Origin of the sequence: Synechococcus sp. UW105 (assembly GCF_900473935.1) — a bacterium.
Lineage (GTDB): Bacteria > Cyanobacteriota > Cyanobacteriia > PCC-6307 > Cyanobiaceae > Synechococcus_C.
Genome location: NZ_UCNN01000009.1, coordinates 1 through 19,012 on the forward strand (window position 1 = coordinate 1; position 19,012 = coordinate 19,012).

Genomic DNA, 19,012 nt, shown 5'->3' on the forward strand with positions numbered 1-19,012 from the left:
TGGAAAAGCAGGGCAGTCAGTGGAGGTGAGGACTGATCCATCCCCCGGCACAACACCACAAAGCCCCGCTACAAGCGGGGTTTTGTGGTGCCTTATGGCCTGCCAGCAAGACTGCAATTGATGCAGTGCTGCTTTGATATCAGTGCTTGTGCCCACCCTGATCATTCTGTGCAGGCGGATCACGCCAGATCATCCCTTCATGCGCCATGTCATGAATGTGATGACTGAGGTGAATTCCCGTTGCAGCGATCACCACAAGCGAGGCCGTTTTGAGCAGATCAAAAACGATCGGAAGATGCGCTCTCACCATCTCGCGTGGCGTGAGTTTCTGACCCTCGTGTTCCGCCATGACCAGTTCGTCACTCCTGCTTAGGTAGCCATGAACCCTCGAGACGAATCCAAAATTCGCCTGGATTTAACAACATCGATCACCACGTGAGAGCGGCATCCAAATGATCGCGCGTAGGCGCCCATCATTGACTTCTTTGCGACGCTCACGTGGGATAGGAGTAGGTGTATCAACAGCTCGGTGTTCTCTTGCCGTCATCATCTCCATCGAGTCCTGCCAATCGTTCCACAGACACCACTCTTCGCAAACAAGAGATCTCAATCAAGGTTGAACTGGCTTACGGCTGGGGATTCTCTCTTTGCGGCGCCCAGTTTGAGAATCACGCCTATTTCTGTCTGTAGAGCTCGAGCCAGTCCACCGCATGAATCGGCTCTCTCGAGATTGTTGGTCGTGAACTCAGGCCTACCTGACAAGCCAAGGCCCGAAAGGGCTTGTGTCGGCCGTCATGGATGAATTCGCCAATGGGTTCGGCGTGAGCGGTGTGGATTTCCATCGGGATTAGATCCTTAGGTTTCTTCTAGTGGTTTGAAGGGTCTAGTCGTGGTGCGGATCACTACCTTCTGGCTGTATGGCAGCAAACATTCCACCTCTCCCGGCGAAACACAGTGTCATCACTTGGCTCAGACTTCTGCTGCGAATGTCTCCGGAGCTAGCTTCATCATTTCATTTCTATGAAACCAACTTAACCGTAAAGCGTTATTGCCGACAAGAACAGCCCTGGGGCGAAGCCATCAAATCAATCCAAATCATTTGACGCATATTTAGACCCGCGCGAATATCACAATCAAAACAAAGTCAGCTAGCAAGCGTTTCTCTGACTTCTACATGCCAATTTTAAATATCTATAGAAATCCTCATTGGGATCCCACCGCCAAAGCAATGGAGCCGCTGGTTCCACATCAAGCCAGATGCACAGACGAGCCAAAGCCTTGGCAGTGGGCAAGCTCAACCCAATGCCTGCCAGCCCTACGAAGCCCTGTGCAGCATGACGACAGCAGCTTGCCGACGATTGCAAAGCCAAGCACCATCCGGGCAAGACTCGACTTCTCTACCTAAGGCATGATTCATAAAACTCAAAGGCCATGCGGCATCGCAAACTTTGCTGATACCTGGAATTATGTTTGAATATACTCAACCTTATAATTAAACTCGCCACTGAAGGATGACTAGCAAGTAAGCCCAAATCATGCAGGTCTTTAGTTCATGACTGGGTAGAGAGGTAGACGACGCATTGGCATCAGCTGACGAGGGAATTCGCTCAGTTGGACACAATTCCATCCCAGCCACCGAGTTGACGTCGAACGATCACGACAACTGGGTGAAACCGATTTAAACAAATGGTTGGAGCAACAGTCCTTGCGCCGGTTGCATGGCTTGAATGCTCGAACGAACCCCGAAGGTCATTGTTAAGACTCGGCTGGTTCAGAAGCTGTGCCCAAGCGAAGAGCTCACAGCCTTTGACGACTCGCACACGTAGATGCGCCAAGGGATGTGGCGGGATTGAAAAGTTGTGTTGAGCAGCGCTCTCGACAGGCCCAGAGCAGGGGTAGATTCTTAAGGAATGGTTAAGGAGGCGGTTGTGACTGATGTCGCGTTATCGATTTTTCTTGTTCTTTCAGGTGTGACGGTGGTGGAGGGAGGTCGCGAATGTCAAAACAACCAATCACTGATGGGTGAGTACATTTCTCACACCAACTTGATTGAGCTATGTCAAAGCAATGCTGCACGAGCCGGACATGATCTCCAACACGTGCTCCGTCATGAAATGGTCCATGCCGTTCAAGAAAATCTCAATCTCACAAGAGCCGCGATACCAGAGCCTTTGCTGACTTGGCTAGTGCGCGGCTATCTAACAGATTCAGAAGTAATGACTGTATTGGCAATGTACGATGAGAAAGATATTGATCAAGAGTTTGAGGCTCGGCTTCTAGCCTTGCTCCCTAATTGGTTGATTGGAAGTCTTCTTTGGACAAGTGAGCAGCATCAACGATTTGTCAGTGGCCAGCGAATGCTTCCTGCTCCTTGGGAAATACTTCCTGTTCAAGCAATTGCATGGGATTATCCTTACTAATGTGCTCTAAGTGATTAGTTCTTGGCATTGCAGTCTACCTGTGCTTTGACTATTGCTCTATTGAAGGGGGCATGGCTGGAAGCCATGGGAGTTTTAAACCGATTCCGCACCGTTTCAGCTATCTGTGATCTGTGGTTCGTCTTCAGGTCGACGTTTACAAGTGAGACTCCTAACGACTGTTTCGGTCAGCCAGCTCTTGCAGGCTTAACACTCGATCCGCGTTGTCCATACCCAGTGGAAAGTCTTCAGTGTGTCCATATTTGCCTGTCAGCGAGCACAGAAGAATCGTGGCCACATGCAGCCGCAACGACCGTAGATGCATCATTCACTGAGATGACGAGCTTGTTTGAGCCTGGAACCCATCGCCAACCGCCACGGTGATCTAGGCAACCGACAGGATGGATGGGTTTCAACAAGAGTGCCTGCACAGCGCGATCTGTTGATGAGCTCTGCAAAAACGGCCCTCACGATTGGTGATCTGGAGGCCGGCTTCCCCAGCTATTGCGTCGCCCTTCGCACTTTGGTCTCTCAGGGAGCAGACCTCGAAAGAATTCGAAGAACGCGCTGTTGGGATTACTTGCAGCGCCTCCATACCAGCCTTCCTCGGAAGCATCGCTCGCCTGAAGATCTCATCCGTCGCTATCAGCGCGACCTGCAGCCTTCGCCAATCGCTCAGTCTTGGCTGTCGTGATGGAAAATCAGGTGTTTGATGGCCGTCATCCCAAGGCAGTCGTCCCAAGGCAGCCATCCACGCAACCAAACACTTTGGCCGGTTGGACCTAATCGACTGAAGTGTTTCGTGTTTACAGCTATACGCAAGGCGTTCTCGTGGATGACGGGTGACGATCGCTTCATTTTGCATTCAGCAACTGTTTTTTCGAGTGGTGATAGGGATTCCCTACTCCGCCCCAATGAGCGGTTCGCCTCTTGATGGCCGTGTAATGGTGGCTACCTACTATCTGTAACGATGCCTGCAGCACTTTGCCAAGCAAATAAGTTGTTTTGAATAGCATCCGTTTGGATGGATCACTCTTTTGCGGGGATGCCAGCCATTCCAATCCACCCGCACAGCATTATTTGGTGCGACAGGCGGGTCGACTTCCTCAAGTTTCGGGGTAGGGGGCGGGATGCAGCAGCATTGATCATGGAATTTGCCGATGACAAGGAGCTTGGCCTGCCTGAGCAATATTGAGCATGGAGCACTGAAGGTAGTGCTGGATGGTCTGAATTTCTTCGTTTTTTTGGCTTGAACTTGAAACTGACCGGTTCTCTGAACTCATTGCAGCAAAAAATACAGATTGCGCTGGCCTATGTTGGTTGGATTCCTAGATGACGACTGATCAGTCATTTGATTTCAAAGGCTCTTGGGGATATCTACTCATTGATTGCCAAAGGTATTTTGGCATACCAATTTGAGGCGTCGGTGTTTTGAAAGAGTAGTCATTGTCACGCAAGCCTCCCTGGCTGAGGTTGAGGATTAAGCAAGTCACACTCCTTTTGTCATGGAAGCCTTGGTCGGTCTTGTATTTGTCATTACAGCGCTTTCAGTTCAGGCATTTGAAAGGGAGGATGACATCGAGGATTTCCTATAAAAAGCATTCAGCGCAAGCCAGCACAGGCCATCAGCTGCAGCGGTGGATTCGGAGATGGTGACGGCTTCGGAGGCAGAGATACCACGGTACGGGTGATCAAATCTTTCTGATCACCGATCACTCTGATGTGTTCTTGATATCGCTGCTTCCGGTTCGTTCAGCTTCTGAACGAACCTCTGGCACGGTCAGTACACAGTCACGCCATCAGTAGATCCTTGCTGAGGTGTCGACTTCTCTGCCAAACAGCCCGTCAAAACCAACACTGATCCAGCGAAAAGGCCGTTGACGTAAGACTGACTAGGTCCGTCACAGCGCCGCTAACTGCGTTGTGAAGCCTCTGAGACTCTGAGACCTTCTTGCCAGGGTTGCTGTCATGGAAAAGCTTCTAGACAGGGGGCTCTGAATCTCTGGAGTGTTGCGTAGCGAGCTCTCCATTTCGTTTCATCATCTTTGATCGCTTTTGGTCAGTCTTTTCCGGTGGAGGCTTGCGGCGACATAAGCTCATCGCGCGAAGTCTTCTTGATGCTTCTTTGGGCTTTTTCGAACGTTATCTCTCTCTTTGGGTCGGTTTGGCGATTATGGCCGGGGTTGCTCTTGGCGGGCTGCTCCCTGGCCTTGGGGTAGGTATCGCCTCATTGGAGGCTGCTGGGATCAACCTGCCGATTGCAGTTCTGATCTGGGGAATGATTTTCCCGATGATGCTGGCCGTGGACTTCTCATCGATTGGTGGAATCTCTCAGCAACCGCGTGGTCTTCTGATTACAGCTGCGGTCAATTGGCTGATTAAGCCCCTCACCATGACAGCCCTGGCTTGGCTGTTCATTCGCGGCCTCTTTTCCGCCTGGATACCGGAAGCGATCGGTCAGGAGTACGTGGCCGGAATGATTCTTCTTGGGGTCGCACCCTGCACTGCAATGGTGTTCGTGTGGAGTCGCTTGAGTGATGGCGACCCCAACTACACCCTTGTACAGGTGGCGGTGAATGACTTGATCATGGTGTTCGCTTTCGCACCCATTGCTGCACTCTTGCTCGGTGTATCGGATGTGCTTGTGCCTTGGGACACAATGCTCACAGCGGTAGGGTTGTTCGTTGTTGTTCCACTGGTGGCCGGTTGGTTGACCCGACTGTGTCTGCGTAGCAGCCGCAGAATTGAGCACTTGGAAGCTCGACTCAAACCGCTGGCGATGACAGCTCTGATCGCCACTGTTTTCTTGCTGTTTGTGGTGCAAGCCCAGGCGATTCTTGCCAATCCGCTGGCAATTGTGTTGATCGCAATTCCACTAACTCTTCAGACCTATCTGATCTTCTGGATCACGGCCTCTTGGATGCGTTTTGCAGGACAACGTCGCTCGATCGCGGCCCCCGGCGCCATGATCGGAGCCTCCAATTTCTTTGAGTTGGCAGTTGCAGTGGCGATCAGTTTGTTTGGATTGAATTCAGGAGCGGCGCTTGCCACCGTGGTGGGAGTGCTGGTTGAGGTGCCAGTGATGTTGTCGCTCGTGGCGATTGCCAATCGCAACCAACGCTTGTTTCCCAATTGAGATTCAGTAACGCTATTATTAAAACAACTGCGCGTGTTCCGACTCGAATACTTAATGCTGAGTCAACCCAGGTTGATGCCAACCTGGGCGTCTGAGCTAGACGGATGAACTGAATTTACCTCCTGTTAATGATCTCTGCTCAACGCGGCATTGATGTCGCTTAGGTTTCAGCGGTGACTCCTCGATCAAAAGATGGTTCTCGTTTATCTTCCCTCAAAGAAATTAATAGCGAATGATCTTGATTGTTCGAGAACAATGTTTAGAGGTTTTACGGGATGGTGAGTGGGGGGTGTGTTCTACGCATCCGACGGTCTGACTTGGCCTTAATAGCGTCTTGAGGAGAAGTTTGTTCCGTCATGCCTGCCCTACTGGAGGTGTTTCTTCAGTTTTTTGTATTGGGTTCCACGTCCTTCGGGGGACCAGTTGCGCACCTTGGCTACTTCCATGAGCGCTTTGTGCAGCGCGAGCGTTGGATCACGCCTGAGGCCTATGCCGACCTGGTTGCGCTCTGTCAGCTGTTGCCAGGTCCTTCGAGTTCTCAGGTGGGTATGGGCCTGGGTCTGATTAGGGCCGGCTGGCTTGGGGGGCTGGCGGCCTGGATTGGATTCACATTGCCGTCTGCTGTGTTGATGGTGCTGGCGGCCGCCCTACTGATGGCCCATCCCACTTGGATTGAAGGTGGCTGGCTGCAAGGCCTGCTGGTGGCCGCTGTAGCCGTGGTAGCACAAGCTGTTCTTTCCCTTCAGCGAAAACTCGCGCCTGATCGGCAGCGGGCCAGCGTGATGGTTGTGGCAGCTGTTCTGGTGCTGCTGGCGCCTCGAGCCTGGGCTCAGGTGCTGGTCCTGGTGTTGGGTGGCCTCGTGGGTTTGTTATTGCTCACGCCACCTGGCCAGGAGCCTTCGGCACCTGAACGTCTCATTCTTCCGCTTCAGCGCTCAGTGGCCGTGGTTTTGCTTGGATTGGCGGTGGTGCTGTTCATGGGGCTGCCTTGGCTCTCAGCCATCGCCAGGCCGCTTGTTGTGCAGCAGCTCAGTGGATTTGTGCGCACAGGATCCTTAGTGTTTGGCGGCGGTCATGTGGTGCTGCCTCTCTTGGAACAAGCGCTTGTGCCAAGCGGTTGGATCGATCTGGAGCAGTTTTTAGCGGGTTACGGCGCAGCTCAGGCGGTGCCGGGGCCGATGTTTAGTTTCGCGGCTTTTCTTGGCTTTAATCTGCAGCCTGGGCTTGAGGGTATCGCCGGTTCTGTGCTGGCACTCATCGCTCTCTATTGCCCTTCCTTCTTGCTGCTCGGAGGGATCCTGCCCTTCTGGAGCGATCCTGGCCGTCTCCGCACGATGCGTCGCGTCATGCTCGGGATCAATGCTTCCGTGGTGGGCATCCTGCTAGCTGCCTTATTTCAGCCCGTCTGGCAAGCGGGGATCAGAAGCAGTCTTGAGTTGAGCTTGGCATTGGTGGCTTTTTTGCTGTTGGTGTGTTGGCGTCAGCCGGCCTGGCGTGTAGTGCTGTTTTGTGCCGTGGTGGGCGGATTGACCCTTTCGTGACCCACGGATCTAAAGAATCACCTCAGTGGAAGAAGATCGATGTGGTTGGGGCAGGTGTGATTCCTGCCAACCAGCATTGGCGCTGGTGGCCGCGGCTGCCCCCAACTAGCTCGTGATGGCAGTGGGTTGATGGGCTTGTCCTTCTCTTTTCAATGTTTTTTTTTGCGAGACGAGCGGAGTCTGTACAAACGGAGATCATTCTTTTTCGTCTCTAAGAGGGGTCAGTTCTCGATGAACTGGCACATAGGTAGTACCAACCTTCAAAAGCATTGGTACTTCTGGATTGCTGAGTTGTGAAGGCGGGTTGGCACTTAGCTGGTCTCTCCATGATTGATGGAAGAAATCAGCAAGTCAGAAACGTTGCTACCAATGAGTCAACAGCACCTCATGATTGGACCCATTCATCGCGATCCTATTGACACTAGGCATAGCATCAACAGCCACCATAATGGCAACTAGAACGCCAGATATAGAAGTCAATCTGTCTACAGATAGCGCGACAGAGGCAATCAGACTCCCAAGAAGCACCAAATGAAGTCTCTGCTTATCCCAGTCGCGGCAATGCTTTTGACAAGTTGTTCAACATCAGCAGTTGTCTGTCAGCGGTGGCGAAATAAGCAAATAACTGACGAGAAGGCGCTGGCGATTCTTGGTGTGCGTCTACAACCCAAGACGCAGACTACCAAGGCACCCGTTGAATTTTCTGACGGGACAAAGACAGAGATCAATGCGACGGTAACGACCTCTGACGGGGCCAATGTCTACTTCTACTGCGACCTCATTAAGCACGGACTACTTGATTCATCGCCCGTTTGGACTTTAGGGAAGTAAGCTGGAGACCTCATACCCTCAGCTTGAGGCAGTATTAATGACAGTGATGATTCTTTTCTTCCTTATATTACTTGCCGTTTTCATTGGAAGCATTACAACTTCAATATTGCTGCTTTACATAGGATGGCGAAGAGGGCCAAAATGGAGGAAAGACAATATCTTTTGCCTCCTATCCATAGTTCTTGGCGTGTATCTTTGGGTGATTATATTATCGGCTTTGTATGACCCAGCCTGGGGCTCTGCCGACCTAACCATCTATGCGCTTTATACCGCTGCAGCTGGTGTCACTCCATTAGCCGCATTTCCTGGAATTCTATTATTCAGCGGCAAGAGAAAGGCTTAGCCACAACAAAGAAAACAGCAGCAATAGGTTCGATTTCAAAAGGAACTGCCTCCCTCGCCTGAGCTTTACCAGAAGCTGCCTGGAGAATCACAAGAGTGCAGCGATGTGGTTCTCCAGATGGGTGAGAACATGAAGGCATTGAGGAGACAACACCTGAACGCAACGAATACCCTAATGAATTGCAAAAGTTGACGAGTGTCAACCCTGACTAGATCAGCACAGAATGAGCCGATCAAGAAGCCGAGCATCGAAGACCTATCGGAATTATTTGGTGGGATGGGTCGTGCTGCTCAACTGGGCAGGCTTGCAGAAAAACAAGTCAGACAAAAACATCTGGAGAGGAGAAGAAATTACATCAACAGACAAATCGAAAAATAAAGGCATCGATCAAAAAGAAACTCATTGAAGAGCACCCAGAAGCTGGTATTTGAGAATGACTCGCCTGGCAAGTCATCCGCCGATTAAGACGGTCAAGATCCACAACAATGAACAGATGGTGCGCAATCGAAATCCATTGACATGGACCAAGCCCCACCTCTCATCCATGAAGAAAGTTGAGGGTGTCATGCGAGCCGACTGCAACTCCATCAGCCTGCAGCCACTTAGAGCAAAGTCATGACCCTCGGAGAATTGTTCCTCGAAGCGATGTCCACTGGGGTGATCACCGAAAACGAGGTTGACTGGCTCACCAGCCATCAGCCAAACTTCAACCGCACGGAGGAAGCCACGGCCCTACGCCTTGGCCGCCTAATCGATCAGGGCAACATCCAACTGGGTTGCCGCATGCCTCTGGGCTGAGCAATCACTAGGGTCATTGACTTCGAGCCGCACAGTCTGAGAATCCATGCTGACGTGACGTTGATAGACATCACCTCCTAGAAGTTGATCAGAATTTCGCCTGCACAAGTCGGAACTGCCAGTTGGTGTAGGGAGCACGCAGCTCAATCAGCTCCTGATATTCAGGGCTATTAAAGAACGCCACTCCTTGATCCTTGGTGGCGCCCTTGCAGCCAACGATGACAGTCATGGGACCGCCTTTCCCCTCCATATAGAGAGTGTCGTAGTCGCGGCTGACATACGCACAACCGGCCTTTTCAAGCAGGGGTTGCAACTTTGACACGTAGTCCTTCATGACAGGCGTCTTTTCAGTGGTGCCAGTCACGACAGCGAGACCATAAGCCTGCTCTGGCTTAGGGAGAAGTGCTCCAACGATCAGCCCAACAGAACCAGCCGCAATAGCAACGACAGCGGTCACATTCACTTTCATGGTCTGAGCACAAAACCCACAGGTCTTCTAGGCAGAAAAGCCCCAACGCGCCACAACGCAGCAAGGCTTTGAGACTCACGGAAACAACCAAGGGGACTGGGGGTACACCTCCACAATCTTGATCAAAAGAATACGCATTCCCGCAAGCATGCTGAGCGGGAGACTCCAATCCTCAATTCACTCAACGCCCAAAAAGATCAACCCTAAATACGCTGACTAGAGATTATTAATATTGAGCTTCTGCTCTAGCTCAAACTCTTCAAACAGAGCAATTGCGTGATGCACTTCTCTCTCCCGCATCAACGTCCTCAATCTTTCCTGCCACCAAAATTCAAGACGCTCGCTGTCTTGCTCCCTCCAGTTGCGCGGTAGATCCATGCTCGAGGTACTGCTTGGCAATGTCTAGGCAGTTCAAGCAGCCACCGCAACACCCCATCACAACAGCAAGCAGAAACGACACATGACGTGACACCTCAATCCTGATCAGGGTCGTCATACCTGTCATGCCAAGGGACTTGACTGACCCTGAACGCATGATTCGAAGAGAAACAGACAACAGCAGCTTCAGAAACGTACAAGACTCAAAGAGACCCCACAAGACAAACAAGAAAAATGATCTAAAGAGCTTTGAATCAAAGTTAATCGTAAGGATATGCATTAGGGACAAAGAACTGTTCATTCATTGGCGGCCTGGTGTACGCCCCTTGCTGCGGACGATCCGGCAACGTAATCGCTGCTGGGGTCATGTCTTTCCAGGGAACCTTACTGAGAACATGGCGCAAACAATTGAGTCTTGCCCTACGCTTATCATCGGCTTCGACCGTAAACCAAGGTGCCTCAGGAATGTTGGTGTGTGCAAACATCGCATCCTTCGCTTTCGAAAATTCAACCCAGCGATTGCGCGCCTCAAGGTCCATCGGGCTGAGCTTCCAGCGCCTTGTGGGATCATCAATCCGGGATTGAAAACGAACCTCCTGCTCCGTATCACTGACAGAAAACCAATACTTGAGCAAAAGGATGCCGCTGTTCACAAGCATCTGCTCAAACCGAGGACAATCATCGAGAAACTGTTCAACTTGTTCTTCTGAACAGAAGCCCATGACCCGCTCCACTCCTGCGCGGTTGTACCAGCTGCGATCAAAGACGACGATCTCACCAGCGCTTGGGAAATGCTCCACGTAGCGCTGGAAATACCACTGTGTTTTTTGTTGGTCAGACGGTGTTCCCAGAGCGACCACACGGCAGCCCCTGGGATTCATCGGCTCAGTCAAACGTTTAATCGTGCCACCCTTGCCTGCGGCATCGCGCCCCTCAAACACCACGATGATGCGGAAGCCTGTGGCTTTCACCCAGTACTGCATCTTCACCAGATCGGATTGCAGTCGTTCCAGTTCAGACTCGTAGATTTTCTTCTTGAGCCTCTTCCTTTGGCGGCTCCCAGTCTCCAAACGATCGTCGAGACGTTCAGAAGAGTGATGAAGTTCCTGTTCGCTGCCATCGAGCCCAGCGATCATCGTTTCTGAAAGTTTGATCCGCTGGTCATCGTCTTGATGGGGCTGGTGCCTGGAGGGGTGTTTGTGCTGATCCTTCTTAGCCATTGTCTTCTTACTCATTGTCTTCTCACTCATTGTCTGCTTGCACGTGTTGCGAAGCCTGACTGGATGCGCCATCGCGTCAAAGGACTTCCTGTCTCTATCTGACCAACAGGATCAACTCCAGTACGGGATCTCAGCTTTTCTCAACCATTGGCAAGACAGCTGCCGCTGGTCGCGTGGGCAGATGCAGCCGAATGACAAAGGTGCCCGGGGCATCCCCATCCGCAGATGCGCAACTGATCTGACCGCCGTGGGTGCGAACCACATGAGCCACGATTGCCAAACCAAGACCGCAGTGCCCTTGTTCACCACGAGATTCATCCAGACGTTGAAACGGCTGCAAAGCCCGTTCCCACTGATGGGCAGGCATGCCTTCACCCTGATCCCAAACTTCAATCAAAGCTCCATCCGCAACGGATCGAAGTCGAACCACAACAGGCGCCAGGCCATAGGTGAAGGCGTTATCGATCAGATTGCCAACAGCGCGGCCAAGGGCAACCGGCTTCACGCAAGCCAGAACAGGCTGGAGATCGAGCTGGAGCCGTTCAGGCGGGTGACTGGTGGAGACTTCCGCAAGCAGCTGATCAAGGGGAAGGTCCACAGGGTCTTCACCATCGGCACCACCTGCAAACAGGAGAAACTGTCCAGTGATGCGCTCCAACGATTGGAGATCGCCGGCGCAACGATCTCGATCCTCAGAGGAGAGTGCCGGCATCGACAGCCTGAACTGCAAACGCGTGATTGGGGCCCGCAAATCATGGGCAATGCCGGCCAACATGGTGTCTCGGTCGCGGCGGTTGGCCGCCAGGCGATCGAGCATGGCATTGAAATGATGGGTGATGCGCTGGACTTCGGGTGCTCCTCTTGCAGGAACGGCATCAGGGTCGTCTCCATCGCCGACAAGAGCTAACGCCCTCTCAAGTCCGCGCAAAGGCCGTTCCACTTCAAGAAGCAGAAACAACGCCCCACAGCTCAAACCAGCACCCAGAAGCGAAAGGAAGAGCAACGTCGGTTCCGGCGGCCAAGCCATTGGAGAACGAAGTGACACCCTGAGCCAGATCGGTTCCAGGGGCGAAATCAGCTCGACCCAAACGTCCCAACTGCGACCATTGGCGACCACCATCGGGCAATGGGCTAGACGGCGGCAGAGTTCGGCTTGAAGCGCCTTCGCCTGCTGAGCCAGAGCGGGAGACAGCGGGGACTGGCTTGAAGGCTGACGCACCACAGCCAGATCCAGACCGGTCAGTTCTGAGACCAAATGGGGTGGATATCGCTCAAGTGCGAGCTCGGCAAGACGGACATTGAGAGCAAGGTCACGGCCCAGTTGCACCGTCTGCAACGACTCCACCTGACGACCGAACAGCACCTGAAGCAGAAGCAGACAGAGCGCCCAACTGCCAAAACCGAGACCGCACCATCCCAGCAGCGCTCGAAGCACAAACGGCCAGGGGCGCCGCGAGGTCATCGACAAGCGCCCTCAACGCGTCCGAGGTGTCCCATCAGGCACGAACACATAGCCGTAGCCCCAAACGGTCTGGATATAGCGCGGCCGCGTCGGATCTGGTTCCACGAGTTTGCGAACCCGAGACACCTGCACATCCATGCTGCGACTATCGGTTTCGCAACCCGGGCCACGGGCAAGCTCGATCAAACGCTCCCGTGACAACGGTCGATGAGGGTGCTGTGCGAAGGCCGCCAAAAGACTGAACTCACCACTGGTGATCACGGCAGGAACACCCGAACGACTGAGGGTGCGGGCTGCGAGATTGAGCACATTCTCACCGAAACTGACATCGCCACCTTCTGCCACTGGCGTGCCAGCCGGTAGAGCACTCCGACGCCGCAGAACCGCCTCAATGCGGGCAGAGAGCTCACGCGGAAGGAAAGGTTTACCAAGGTAATCATCGGCCCCCTGCTCAAGGCCAATGATGCGATCGACGCCTTCACCGCGGGCAGTGAGCATCACGATCGGCAGATCATCTCCGCCATCTCGCAATCGGCGCAGAGCGGTGAGACCATCATCCCCTGGCATCATCAGATCCAGCACCACCAAATCGGGTCGCTGGAACTCCAATCTGGCCTCAAACTGCTTGACATCACTGAGGCAACGCACGTCGTAGCCCTGGTCGATCAGATAGGTACCAACCATCTGCCTCAGTTCGGGGTCATCATCCACAACCCAGATCATTGATGCACGCGCCATGGCGACCGGGAACGACGACGACTGAGGAGATCGTATGCAGCGAGATGACGGCTGTCCGCAGAAATTGGACCCTGTCACAGCTCACAGCACTCCGGTCATGATTAAGTCATGACCTTCCCAAAGAAACTCCATAGGCTGGATCAATGATCAGCCTCACCGGTATCTCTCGCTCGGGGATAGGCATTCTCCTGTCAGGTCTATGGCTGCCACTGAGTGGTTTTTGGGCGCCAGCGACAGGCCAGGACGAGATCCATCAATACGGGCAGCGAATGGAAGCGATGTTTGTGCGCATGGATGTGAATGGAGACGGGCGTCTCGTTCCTGCAGAGGTACGGGGAAAGCCCTTTCTGGAACGACGTTTGAGGCGTCCGAATTCTCGTGGTTTCTTGCTGATTGAAGATCTACATACCCGCTCTCCGCACCACAGCGGCCCCAGGCTCCAGCAACACTTCACGCGCGCTGACCGCAATGCCGACGGTTACCTCAACCGCCAGGAATCCAGAGCATTGCCCTGGGTCCATCGGCATTTCACGGGCCTAGACCTCAATGGCGATGGCCAAATCACCCTGGCGGAACTGTGGTCACTGCAAAAAGCGCTCGCTCCGCGCATGAGGCCCTGATCCGATTCAGTCAGCGCCGCAAGGAACTAGGGCCTCGCCTCACCCTGACTGGTCGCTTTCGCCTGACAGGTCGTGGCGGCGCCTTGAGGATCCGCACAAGCGAACGCACAATCCTGATGAGCCCTCCGAGCAGAGCAAGCAGACCAGCAAACAGCACTGCGGCAATCAAGAGCACTGAGGCCAGGCCGAGTAATGCCTCAAGCAGCTGTGCAAGACCTTGGATCAGATCAGCAATCGTTTCGCTCACCATCACCAGCGCATCAACGCGTTGTGGGAGCCAAACGAGAAAGGCGAGCAATCCGACACCAAGGAGGGTCATGAGCACCCCCTCTAATCCTTGTCTCCAAGGAGGTGGAAGTGGACGCTGACGACGCCGGCGGAAGACACGACGCTCGGCATCCCTTGAATTCGAAGCTTTGAATCGCACCGTATTCATGGCACGAAGACGTGACCAGCACCGCGCATCCAGCGCTCAAATTCCATGACCACGAGTTCGTTAGGGCAATCAATCAAGGTGAGCACGCCAACCGTGCAATCGCCGTAACCGCTGTGATGGAGGGTGAGGTGATAGCCAGAGCCACTCAAACCACAGACCTCAGGGTCACTGCGTACGACCACATCCAAGGACGCACCGATTCTGGCCACACGTCGCCTGAGATCAGACCAAGTGGCTGCCATCCCGAGCACAGACGATTCACTTGCACAATTCTCTCCCGCAACCGGAGAACGTCAACGTTCCCTATTCGGCTTTCGGGACAGGTTGGGCTGCATTCCCTGGGGATTCGGCACTCTCGGTCGGCACAACCTCTTGCTTGGGTTGCTTACTCTCAGGCAAAGGCACAAGGGCTGAGAGCAGAGCTACGACCAGCAGAGCTGAACCACCCATCACCGATGGCGCCAAACGCTTCATCAGTGGCACCCGCTCAGCAAGCTCTCGGCGAGCGAGGGGCCGATCACGTTGATCAGCCCAGGCAATCTGTACGCGTGAATCCAAACGCATGGCGTCTAGGCATCGCACCAGATCAGCCAGTTCCGCGTCATCAAGTGCGATGGTAAGCGGCGAGACGCCTGGCTTACTGCTTCGCAGCTCAAGTTGATGGCCACCGTTGTCGGCAGGGGCCAGACTCACTGGAGAATCAGCATCACCGAAAGGGCGGGCAACTCCTGAGAGCAGATAGCGCGCATAGGGCAAAACGGTGGCAAGCATCGCCTCAAGGTGTTCTCTCTTGCCCTCAAGCTCTGGCGAACCGACAAATTGCAGTTTCCAGGACGACAAAATTCCGATGACTCCCTGACCATGGCCGGCGGAGATATCAGGGAGTCCCTCCACCATCAAACGTGCCGCCGTCTGGTCGTAGCGATAAGAGAGATTGAACATGCGAGCGATGCGGGAAGCGGAGAAGACGAAAGCGTGTGGCTTAGGGGGTTGGATCCTGAAGACTGGCGCGCAGACGATCAACGCCTCCTGCTCCGGCAGCCAGAGCCAGGGTGATCACCATCTGACGCTGCACTGACGAAGAGCTCTCGGTCTCGAGAAGACGCTGCACAGAGCCCCTGCGCAGATTCATCCGTTCTCCAATCAAATCACGCAGACGCTGATCAAACTTTGCCCAGCGTTGGTCCTGCAGAGCTGATGGCTCACGGCTCCAGAGCAATTGATGCAGCATGGGATAGAGACGATCCGCCATGGCGCAGATCACACGGATCAGCGCTTCGATCTCCTCGCCAGTGAGAGCAGTGCGTCGGGTGGAACGTCGCAGGGGGTTGGTGCAACGGCGCTTCCAGAGTTCCACTCGGTTGGGGAACAAGGATTCGTATCCCAGTTGCTGTGTGGCCCAGAGCATGACCTCACCACCATTGATGGCAAGAGCCTCAACAGTGAGCAGCAGGAGATCAAGCCTTTCCAGTCCCCGACGGTCCAGGGCGGTGTTGACAACGGCTATCGCCTCGCCCGAAGCAGCCGAGAGGACAGGTGGAGCGATGGCATCGGTCATGGCTGCGATGATGCCAGTACTCAGGCCTCCGCGTCACCCTTCGTTGGATCTTCGCCAGTTCATTCGAGACATTCCTGACTTCCCGAAACCAGGAATTCTGTTCCGTGATTTCACACCTCTGCTGCGAGACCCTGAAGCTTGGCGGGCCGTCATGAAGCAGATGGGAACCATCTGCGAGGCTCTCAAGCCAGACCTGATCGTGGGCATCGAATCCCGTGGTTTCATCGTGGGGACGTCCCTGGCGACCGATCTGGGACTCGGATTTGTGCCGGTTCGCAAGCCTGGAAAACTGCCTGGTGAGGTCTTCGGAATCGACTACGCCCTGGAATACGGCAGCGATCGTCTGGAGATCCATGCCGATGCGTTGACAGGCAATCCCAGGGTTTTGCTAGTAGACGATCTACTGGCAACCGGTGGAACCGCCGCCGCTGCCGCTCAACTGATCAATCAGGCCGGCGGCACCCTTGTGGGGACCAGCTTCGTGATCGAACTGGAGAGCCTGGGAGGACGGCGCCGCTTGCCCGAAGCGATCCCGGTGGAATCTCTCGTGATCTATTCCTGATCGCTGGTCCAATCCAGCACCTCCTGGTACTGCGCCAAGTTGAGCAAACCAAAGGTCCAAAGAACCACCGGAAGAGGAGCCTGCTCGATTTCGGCCTGACGCTGGCCCAGCTGCAAGGCGTTATCGCTTAGACCAAGCCGCTCGCGCAGATACTTGAGAAGAAGAGGAGACGCCGGAGGCTGGGGATCACTGCTGAACACCATGGCGGAATCCTCGCTGTTTCCACTCTGGCGGAGCCTTCAGAATTGTCATCGGGCCATCGGTCATGACCTGAAGCGCGATTCGCCGCAGCAACGGCAGCCGCTGAATCAAAAGCAAAATCACGAATCGAACCGGTCGGAGACCTCTCCAGCTGTTTGAAAACAGCCGCAACAGCACGTCTGTACCAGCACCAATCAAGAACAAATCAACCAGACGTCGGCAGCTGTACCGGGCGGAGACCTGATGCAGAGCCAGCCCGGCATGTTGATGGGCAGCAACGAGCGCAATCAGTTCGTCGACATCACGCCAGCAGAGATTGAGACCCTGACCACCAACAGGGTGACAACGGTGCCCCGCTTCACCAAGAAGGATCTTCCGGCCTCGCGCCAATTTGGGCGCAAGACTCCATTGCAGGGGCACCGCGACAGGCTGATCAAGCAAAGCCTCGGGCTCCAGGCCAGAGGGCAACACGGTGGCCAACAAATCCAGAAGCGTGGAAGGATCAAGCGCTGCACGCTCTCGGCAACGATTCAGGGGAGCACTCCAAACCAACTGAAAGGCCTGCCCCCCCAGTGGCAAGACAGCAAAAGGCCCTTCAGCTCGGAAATACTCATGCGCCGTGGCAGGAGCTGCTCCGCGCAGAGATACCTTCAGGGTCAGACATCCCTGCCGGTAAGGGAATGACCAAAGTGGCAGTCGCCAGGCCTGCCGATGCGACGACTTGGGGCCATCCGCGGCAACAATCAGATCAAAACCCGCATCGCGAGCTTGGCCAACACCTGAAGAGGCCCTGTCACCCAACTGGAGAGCAACATTCGCTTCCCGATCCAACCGCTTCAGAAGCTCCTGCATCAACGGCTGATGGTCCAAGATCCAACCGATGGCATCAGCGTTGCGATTGGCAGGCGCCAAATCTGCGATTCGAAACCACACGGACGGCTTGCTCCACTGATCTTGGAGACAAAGCTGGCGGAACGGCACCAGATAAGGCTGCAACGAAGTCCAGAGATCAAGGCGCTCAAGCAACCGCCGTGAAGAATGCGTGATCGCGTAGGCACGACTGCGTGAACTGATCTGATCCGCTGACAGAGGATCGTGGATCTGAACCCGACAACCCAGCCGACTCAGACCTAACGCCAGGAGCGCGCCAGTCGGTCCGGAGCCCAAAATGCCCACCGACAAGGCGTCATTGACGTCCTTGTTGGTGGGCGAAAGCTCGTCTGTGAGCATGGGCAGGGTGACCATGTCGTGAGGATCAAGCACCAAGGTGCTGAAACTCCATCTATCCAATCAGCCCAGGCCGAGCAGTCCATGGGTGAAAGCTTCACCACCCAAGGCCAATTCGGTGGCCAGGAGTGCAACGAACCCCAGCATGGCCATGCGGCCATTGAGCTTCTCTGCACGATCGTGGAATCCCCAGCCACTCTCAGCCTCGACAACCTCCATGCGGGGCTCGGTGGCAAAGGCGTTCAAGCGGCCGCCATCTTCAGTAGTGATAGTGGCGCCACGAATCACAGGAGCGGCGGAGGCAGAGGTGGCTTGAGTCATCTGTTTTTGGCTTCTTTGCGAATTGTAACGCAAGTTTGCGAAGTTTTGCAAAGATGCTCAACTTGCCTCAGCGGCCCCTTCGAGAGGACAAGCGCATCTGACAGAGCTCCTCGAAGGCAGGACGCAGCAGAAATGGATACTCACCAACCCACAACCGAAGCGTTGGCAGCCAGGCATCGCTGATCGAGGCGACACGGGAGAAGTCTTTTCGATCGCTCAAGACCAAACAGCGCACGGGCGTACCAGGCCGTATCTGCCCATGGGGCTTGAGCATGGGGAAGCTCAGCCTGGCGAGATAGCCGTCTTCATCAGCCAGCTCGAGCACCATCCAGGTGCGTCTGTTCTCCACCAACTCAAGCGTGCCGCGCTCGTTGGCCTGCTCACGCCGGCTTTCCACTCGCTCCTGAGTGAAGGCGTCGACCACTTCACCGTCGAAGAGCGCGGCGGATGGATAACGGCGCAAGGTGGCGTTACGGCGGCTCGCCTCAAGGATCGGCCCCCACAGCACGTAGAGAAGAAATGCCACAGCGATGATCAGCCAAATCGAGCCCCATCCGCTTGAAAACTGCCTCTGGCTAATCAGCAGCGTGATGACGCCACCAATGGCTGCGATCAACACCCGTTGAAGAATCTTGCGCGGGTCTCCCAGAGCAGCCGCGAACTGGGTGCCAGTCGCCACTGCCGGAATCAGACGTTGAAGTTCACCGGGCCGCAGGGGGATCAGCATGGATCGGAGGAAGGCCGCATTACGGAT

21 protein-coding genes are annotated in these 19,012 nt (G+C 54.5%); 8 read left to right on the forward strand and 13 right to left on the reverse strand.

Translation table 11 applies throughout. The features are described 5' to 3' along the window. Positions 1-139: 139 nt before the first annotated feature. Positions 140-349, reverse strand: a complete 210-nt coding sequence (locus tag DXY16_RS14265) for a hypothetical protein (RefSeq protein ID WP_137007005.1) — start codon at positions 347-349, stop codon at positions 140-142. A gap of 1,561 nt (positions 350-1,910) precedes the next feature. Here DXY16_RS14265 and DXY16_RS03245 point away from each other — a divergent pair. The 6 genes from DXY16_RS03245 (at position 1,911) to DXY16_RS03275 (ending at position 9,066) form a co-directional block, all read left to right on the forward strand. After that, positions 1,911-2,420: a hypothetical protein gene (locus DXY16_RS03245; protein WP_115119475.1), complete on the forward strand. Its 510-nt coding sequence runs from the start codon at positions 1,911-1,913 to the stop codon at positions 2,418-2,420. A gap of 442 nt (positions 2,421-2,862) precedes the next feature. Beyond that, positions 2,863-3,111 (forward strand): DUF3136 domain-containing protein, encoded by a 249-nt coding sequence (locus DXY16_RS03250; protein ID WP_115119708.1) that lies wholly within the window; start codon positions 2,863-2,865, stop codon positions 3,109-3,111. Between the two features lie 1,431 nt (positions 3,112-4,542). Further along, positions 4,543-5,553: an ACR3 family arsenite efflux transporter gene (gene arsB, locus DXY16_RS03255; RefSeq protein WP_115119477.1), complete on the forward strand. Its 1,011-nt coding sequence runs from the start codon at positions 4,543-4,545 to the stop codon at positions 5,551-5,553. 356 nt (positions 5,554-5,909) lie between these two features. Next, the gene (gene chrA, locus DXY16_RS03260; protein WP_115119479.1) at positions 5,910-7,094 is read left to right on the forward strand and encodes a chromate efflux transporter; all 1,185 of its coding nucleotides are present in this window, start codon (positions 5,910-5,912) and stop codon (positions 7,092-7,094) included. Positions 7,095-8,539: 1,445 nt separating this feature from the next. Then, complete coding sequence (locus tag DXY16_RS15240; protein WP_256359583.1) at positions 8,540-8,674, forward strand: hypothetical protein; 135 nt, start codon at positions 8,540-8,542, stop codon at positions 8,672-8,674. Between the two features lie 209 nt (positions 8,675-8,883). Further along, complete coding sequence (locus tag DXY16_RS03275; protein WP_115119485.1) at positions 8,884-9,066, forward strand: hypothetical protein; 183 nt, start codon at positions 8,884-8,886, stop codon at positions 9,064-9,066. Between the two features lie 88 nt (positions 9,067-9,154). On the opposite strand, the gene DXY16_RS03280 is transcribed toward DXY16_RS03275, so the two are convergent. From DXY16_RS03280 to DXY16_RS03295, 4 genes are all read right to left on the reverse strand, one after another. Next, on the reverse strand, positions 9,155-9,535 hold the full coding sequence (locus DXY16_RS03280) for a DUF1330 domain-containing protein (protein ID WP_115119487.1): 381 nt from the start codon (positions 9,533-9,535) through the stop codon (positions 9,155-9,157). 638 nt (positions 9,536-10,173) lie between these two features. After that, a complete protein-coding gene (gene ppk2, locus DXY16_RS03285; protein ID WP_244281536.1) occupies positions 10,174-11,049 on the reverse strand; it encodes a polyphosphate kinase 2 in 876 nt (291 codons plus the stop codon). Positions 11,050-11,263: 214 nt separating this feature from the next. After that, the gene (locus DXY16_RS03290) at positions 11,264-12,595 is read right to left on the reverse strand and encodes an ATP-binding protein (RefSeq protein WP_115119491.1); all 1,332 of its coding nucleotides are present in this window, start codon (positions 12,593-12,595) and stop codon (positions 11,264-11,266) included. Positions 12,596-12,607: 12 nt separating this feature from the next. After that, positions 12,608-13,333: a response regulator gene (locus DXY16_RS03295; RefSeq protein WP_170953818.1), complete on the reverse strand. Its 726-nt coding sequence runs from the start codon at positions 13,331-13,333 to the stop codon at positions 12,608-12,610. Between the two features lie 143 nt (positions 13,334-13,476). On the opposite strand from DXY16_RS03295, the gene DXY16_RS03300 reads away from it, so the two are divergent. Beyond that, positions 13,477-13,953 (forward strand): EF-hand domain-containing protein, encoded by a 477-nt coding sequence (locus tag DXY16_RS03300; RefSeq protein WP_115119495.1) that lies wholly within the window; start codon positions 13,477-13,479, stop codon positions 13,951-13,953. Between the two features lie 10 nt (positions 13,954-13,963). Here DXY16_RS03300 and DXY16_RS03305 read toward each other — a convergent pair whose 3' ends face one another. The 4 genes from DXY16_RS03305 to DXY16_RS03320 form a co-directional block, all read right to left on the reverse strand. Continuing rightward, complete coding sequence (locus DXY16_RS03305; RefSeq protein WP_115119497.1) at positions 13,964-14,389, reverse strand: hypothetical protein; 426 nt, start codon at positions 14,387-14,389, stop codon at positions 13,964-13,966. Continuing rightward, a complete protein-coding gene (locus tag DXY16_RS03310) occupies positions 14,386-14,631 on the reverse strand; it encodes a hypothetical protein (protein WP_115119499.1) in 246 nt (81 codons plus the stop codon). The genes DXY16_RS03305 and DXY16_RS03310 overlap by 4 nt, the downstream gene beginning before the upstream one ends. A 61-nt stretch (positions 14,632-14,692) precedes the next feature. Further along, a complete protein-coding gene (locus DXY16_RS03315; RefSeq protein WP_115119501.1) occupies positions 14,693-15,331 on the reverse strand; it encodes a DUF4335 domain-containing protein in 639 nt (212 codons plus the stop codon). A 40-nt stretch (positions 15,332-15,371) separates the two neighbouring features. Next, positions 15,372-15,947, reverse strand: a complete 576-nt coding sequence (locus DXY16_RS03320) for a DUF3038 domain-containing protein (protein ID WP_115119503.1) — start codon at positions 15,945-15,947, stop codon at positions 15,372-15,374. Between DXY16_RS03320 and DXY16_RS03325 the strand changes: the two genes are divergently transcribed. Next, positions 15,934-16,509 (forward strand): adenine phosphoribosyltransferase, encoded by a 576-nt coding sequence (locus DXY16_RS03325; RefSeq protein ID WP_244281518.1) that lies wholly within the window; start codon positions 15,934-15,936, stop codon positions 16,507-16,509. The genes DXY16_RS03320 and DXY16_RS03325 overlap by 14 nt on opposite strands. Here DXY16_RS03325 and DXY16_RS03330 read toward each other — a convergent pair. The 4 genes from DXY16_RS03330 to DXY16_RS03345 form a co-directional block, all read right to left on the reverse strand. Continuing rightward, the gene (locus DXY16_RS03330) at positions 16,500-16,712 is read right to left on the reverse strand and encodes a DUF2949 domain-containing protein (protein ID WP_115119507.1); all 213 of its coding nucleotides are present in this window, start codon (positions 16,710-16,712) and stop codon (positions 16,500-16,502) included. The genes DXY16_RS03325 and DXY16_RS03330 overlap by 10 nt on opposite strands. Then, positions 16,696-18,000 carry an FAD-dependent monooxygenase gene (locus DXY16_RS03335; RefSeq protein ID WP_244281519.1) on the reverse strand — a complete coding sequence of 435 codons (1,305 nt, stop codon included), beginning with the start codon at positions 17,998-18,000 and terminating at the stop codon, positions 16,696-16,698. Before DXY16_RS03335 ends, DXY16_RS03330 begins: the two co-directional genes overlap by 17 nt. Beyond that, positions 18,001-18,258, reverse strand: coding sequence for a high light inducible protein (locus DXY16_RS03340; protein WP_115119509.1), 258 nt, complete (start codon positions 18,256-18,258; stop codon positions 18,001-18,003). A 67-nt stretch (positions 18,259-18,325) separates the two neighbouring features. Beyond that, on the reverse strand, positions 18,326-18,985 hold the full coding sequence (locus tag DXY16_RS03345) for a hypothetical protein (protein ID WP_115119511.1): 660 nt from the start codon (positions 18,983-18,985) through the stop codon (positions 18,326-18,328). Positions 18,986-19,012: the final 27 nt, after the last annotated feature.

What these genes read in the sequence shown, in the direction of transcription:
- DXY16_RS03300 (WP_115119495.1), top strand. Translation starts at nt 13,477, where the DNA reads ATGATCAGCCTCACCGGTATCTCTCGCTCGGGGATAGGCATTCTCCTG.
- DXY16_RS03315 (WP_115119501.1), bottom strand. Translation starts at nt 15,331, where the DNA reads ATGTTCAATCTCTCTTATCGCTACGACCAGACGGCGGCACGTTTGATG.
- DXY16_RS03275 (WP_115119485.1), top strand. Translation starts at nt 8,884, where the DNA reads ATGACCCTCGGAGAATTGTTCCTCGAAGCGATGTCCACTGGGGTGATC.
- ppk2 (WP_244281536.1), bottom strand. Translation starts at nt 11,049, where the DNA reads ATGATCGCTGGGCTCGATGGCAGCGAACAGGAACTTCATCACTCTTCT.
- DXY16_RS14265 (WP_137007005.1), bottom strand. Translation starts at nt 349, where the DNA reads ATGGCGGAACACGAGGGTCAGAAACTCACGCCACGCGAGATGGTGAGA.
- DXY16_RS03245 (WP_115119475.1), top strand. Translation starts at nt 1,911, where the DNA reads ATGGTTAAGGAGGCGGTTGTGACTGATGTCGCGTTATCGATTTTTCTT.
- DXY16_RS03320 (WP_115119503.1), bottom strand. Translation starts at nt 15,947, where the DNA reads ATGACCGATGCCATCGCTCCACCTGTCCTCTCGGCTGCTTCGGGCGAG.
- DXY16_RS03330 (WP_115119507.1), bottom strand. Translation starts at nt 16,712, where the DNA reads ATGGTGTTCAGCAGTGATCCCCAGCCTCCGGCGTCTCCTCTTCTTCTC.
- DXY16_RS03325 (WP_244281518.1), top strand. Translation starts at nt 15,934, where the DNA reads ATGGCATCGGTCATGGCTGCGATGATGCCAGTACTCAGGCCTCCGCGT.
- DXY16_RS03295 (WP_170953818.1), bottom strand. Translation starts at nt 13,333, where the DNA reads ATGGCGCGTGCATCAATGATCTGGGTTGTGGATGATGACCCCGAACTG.
- DXY16_RS03345 (WP_115119511.1), bottom strand. Translation starts at nt 18,985, where the DNA reads ATGCTGATCCCCCTGCGGCCCGGTGAACTTCAACGTCTGATTCCGGCA.
- DXY16_RS03250 (WP_115119708.1), top strand. Translation starts at nt 2,863, where the DNA reads ATGAGCTCTGCAAAAACGGCCCTCACGATTGGTGATCTGGAGGCCGGC.
- DXY16_RS03310 (WP_115119499.1), bottom strand. Translation starts at nt 14,631, where the DNA reads ATGGCAGCCACTTGGTCTGATCTCAGGCGACGTGTGGCCAGAATCGGT.
- DXY16_RS03340 (WP_115119509.1), bottom strand. Translation starts at nt 18,258, where the DNA reads ATGACTCAAGCCACCTCTGCCTCCGCCGCTCCTGTGATTCGTGGCGCC.
- DXY16_RS03305 (WP_115119497.1), bottom strand. Translation starts at nt 14,389, where the DNA reads ATGAATACGGTGCGATTCAAAGCTTCGAATTCAAGGGATGCCGAGCGT.
- DXY16_RS03290 (WP_115119491.1), bottom strand. Translation starts at nt 12,595, where the DNA reads ATGACCTCGCGGCGCCCCTGGCCGTTTGTGCTTCGAGCGCTGCTGGGA.
- chrA (WP_115119479.1), top strand. Translation starts at nt 5,910, where the DNA reads ATGCCTGCCCTACTGGAGGTGTTTCTTCAGTTTTTTGTATTGGGTTCC.
- DXY16_RS03280 (WP_115119487.1), bottom strand. Translation starts at nt 9,535, where the DNA reads ATGAAAGTGAATGTGACCGCTGTCGTTGCTATTGCGGCTGGTTCTGTT.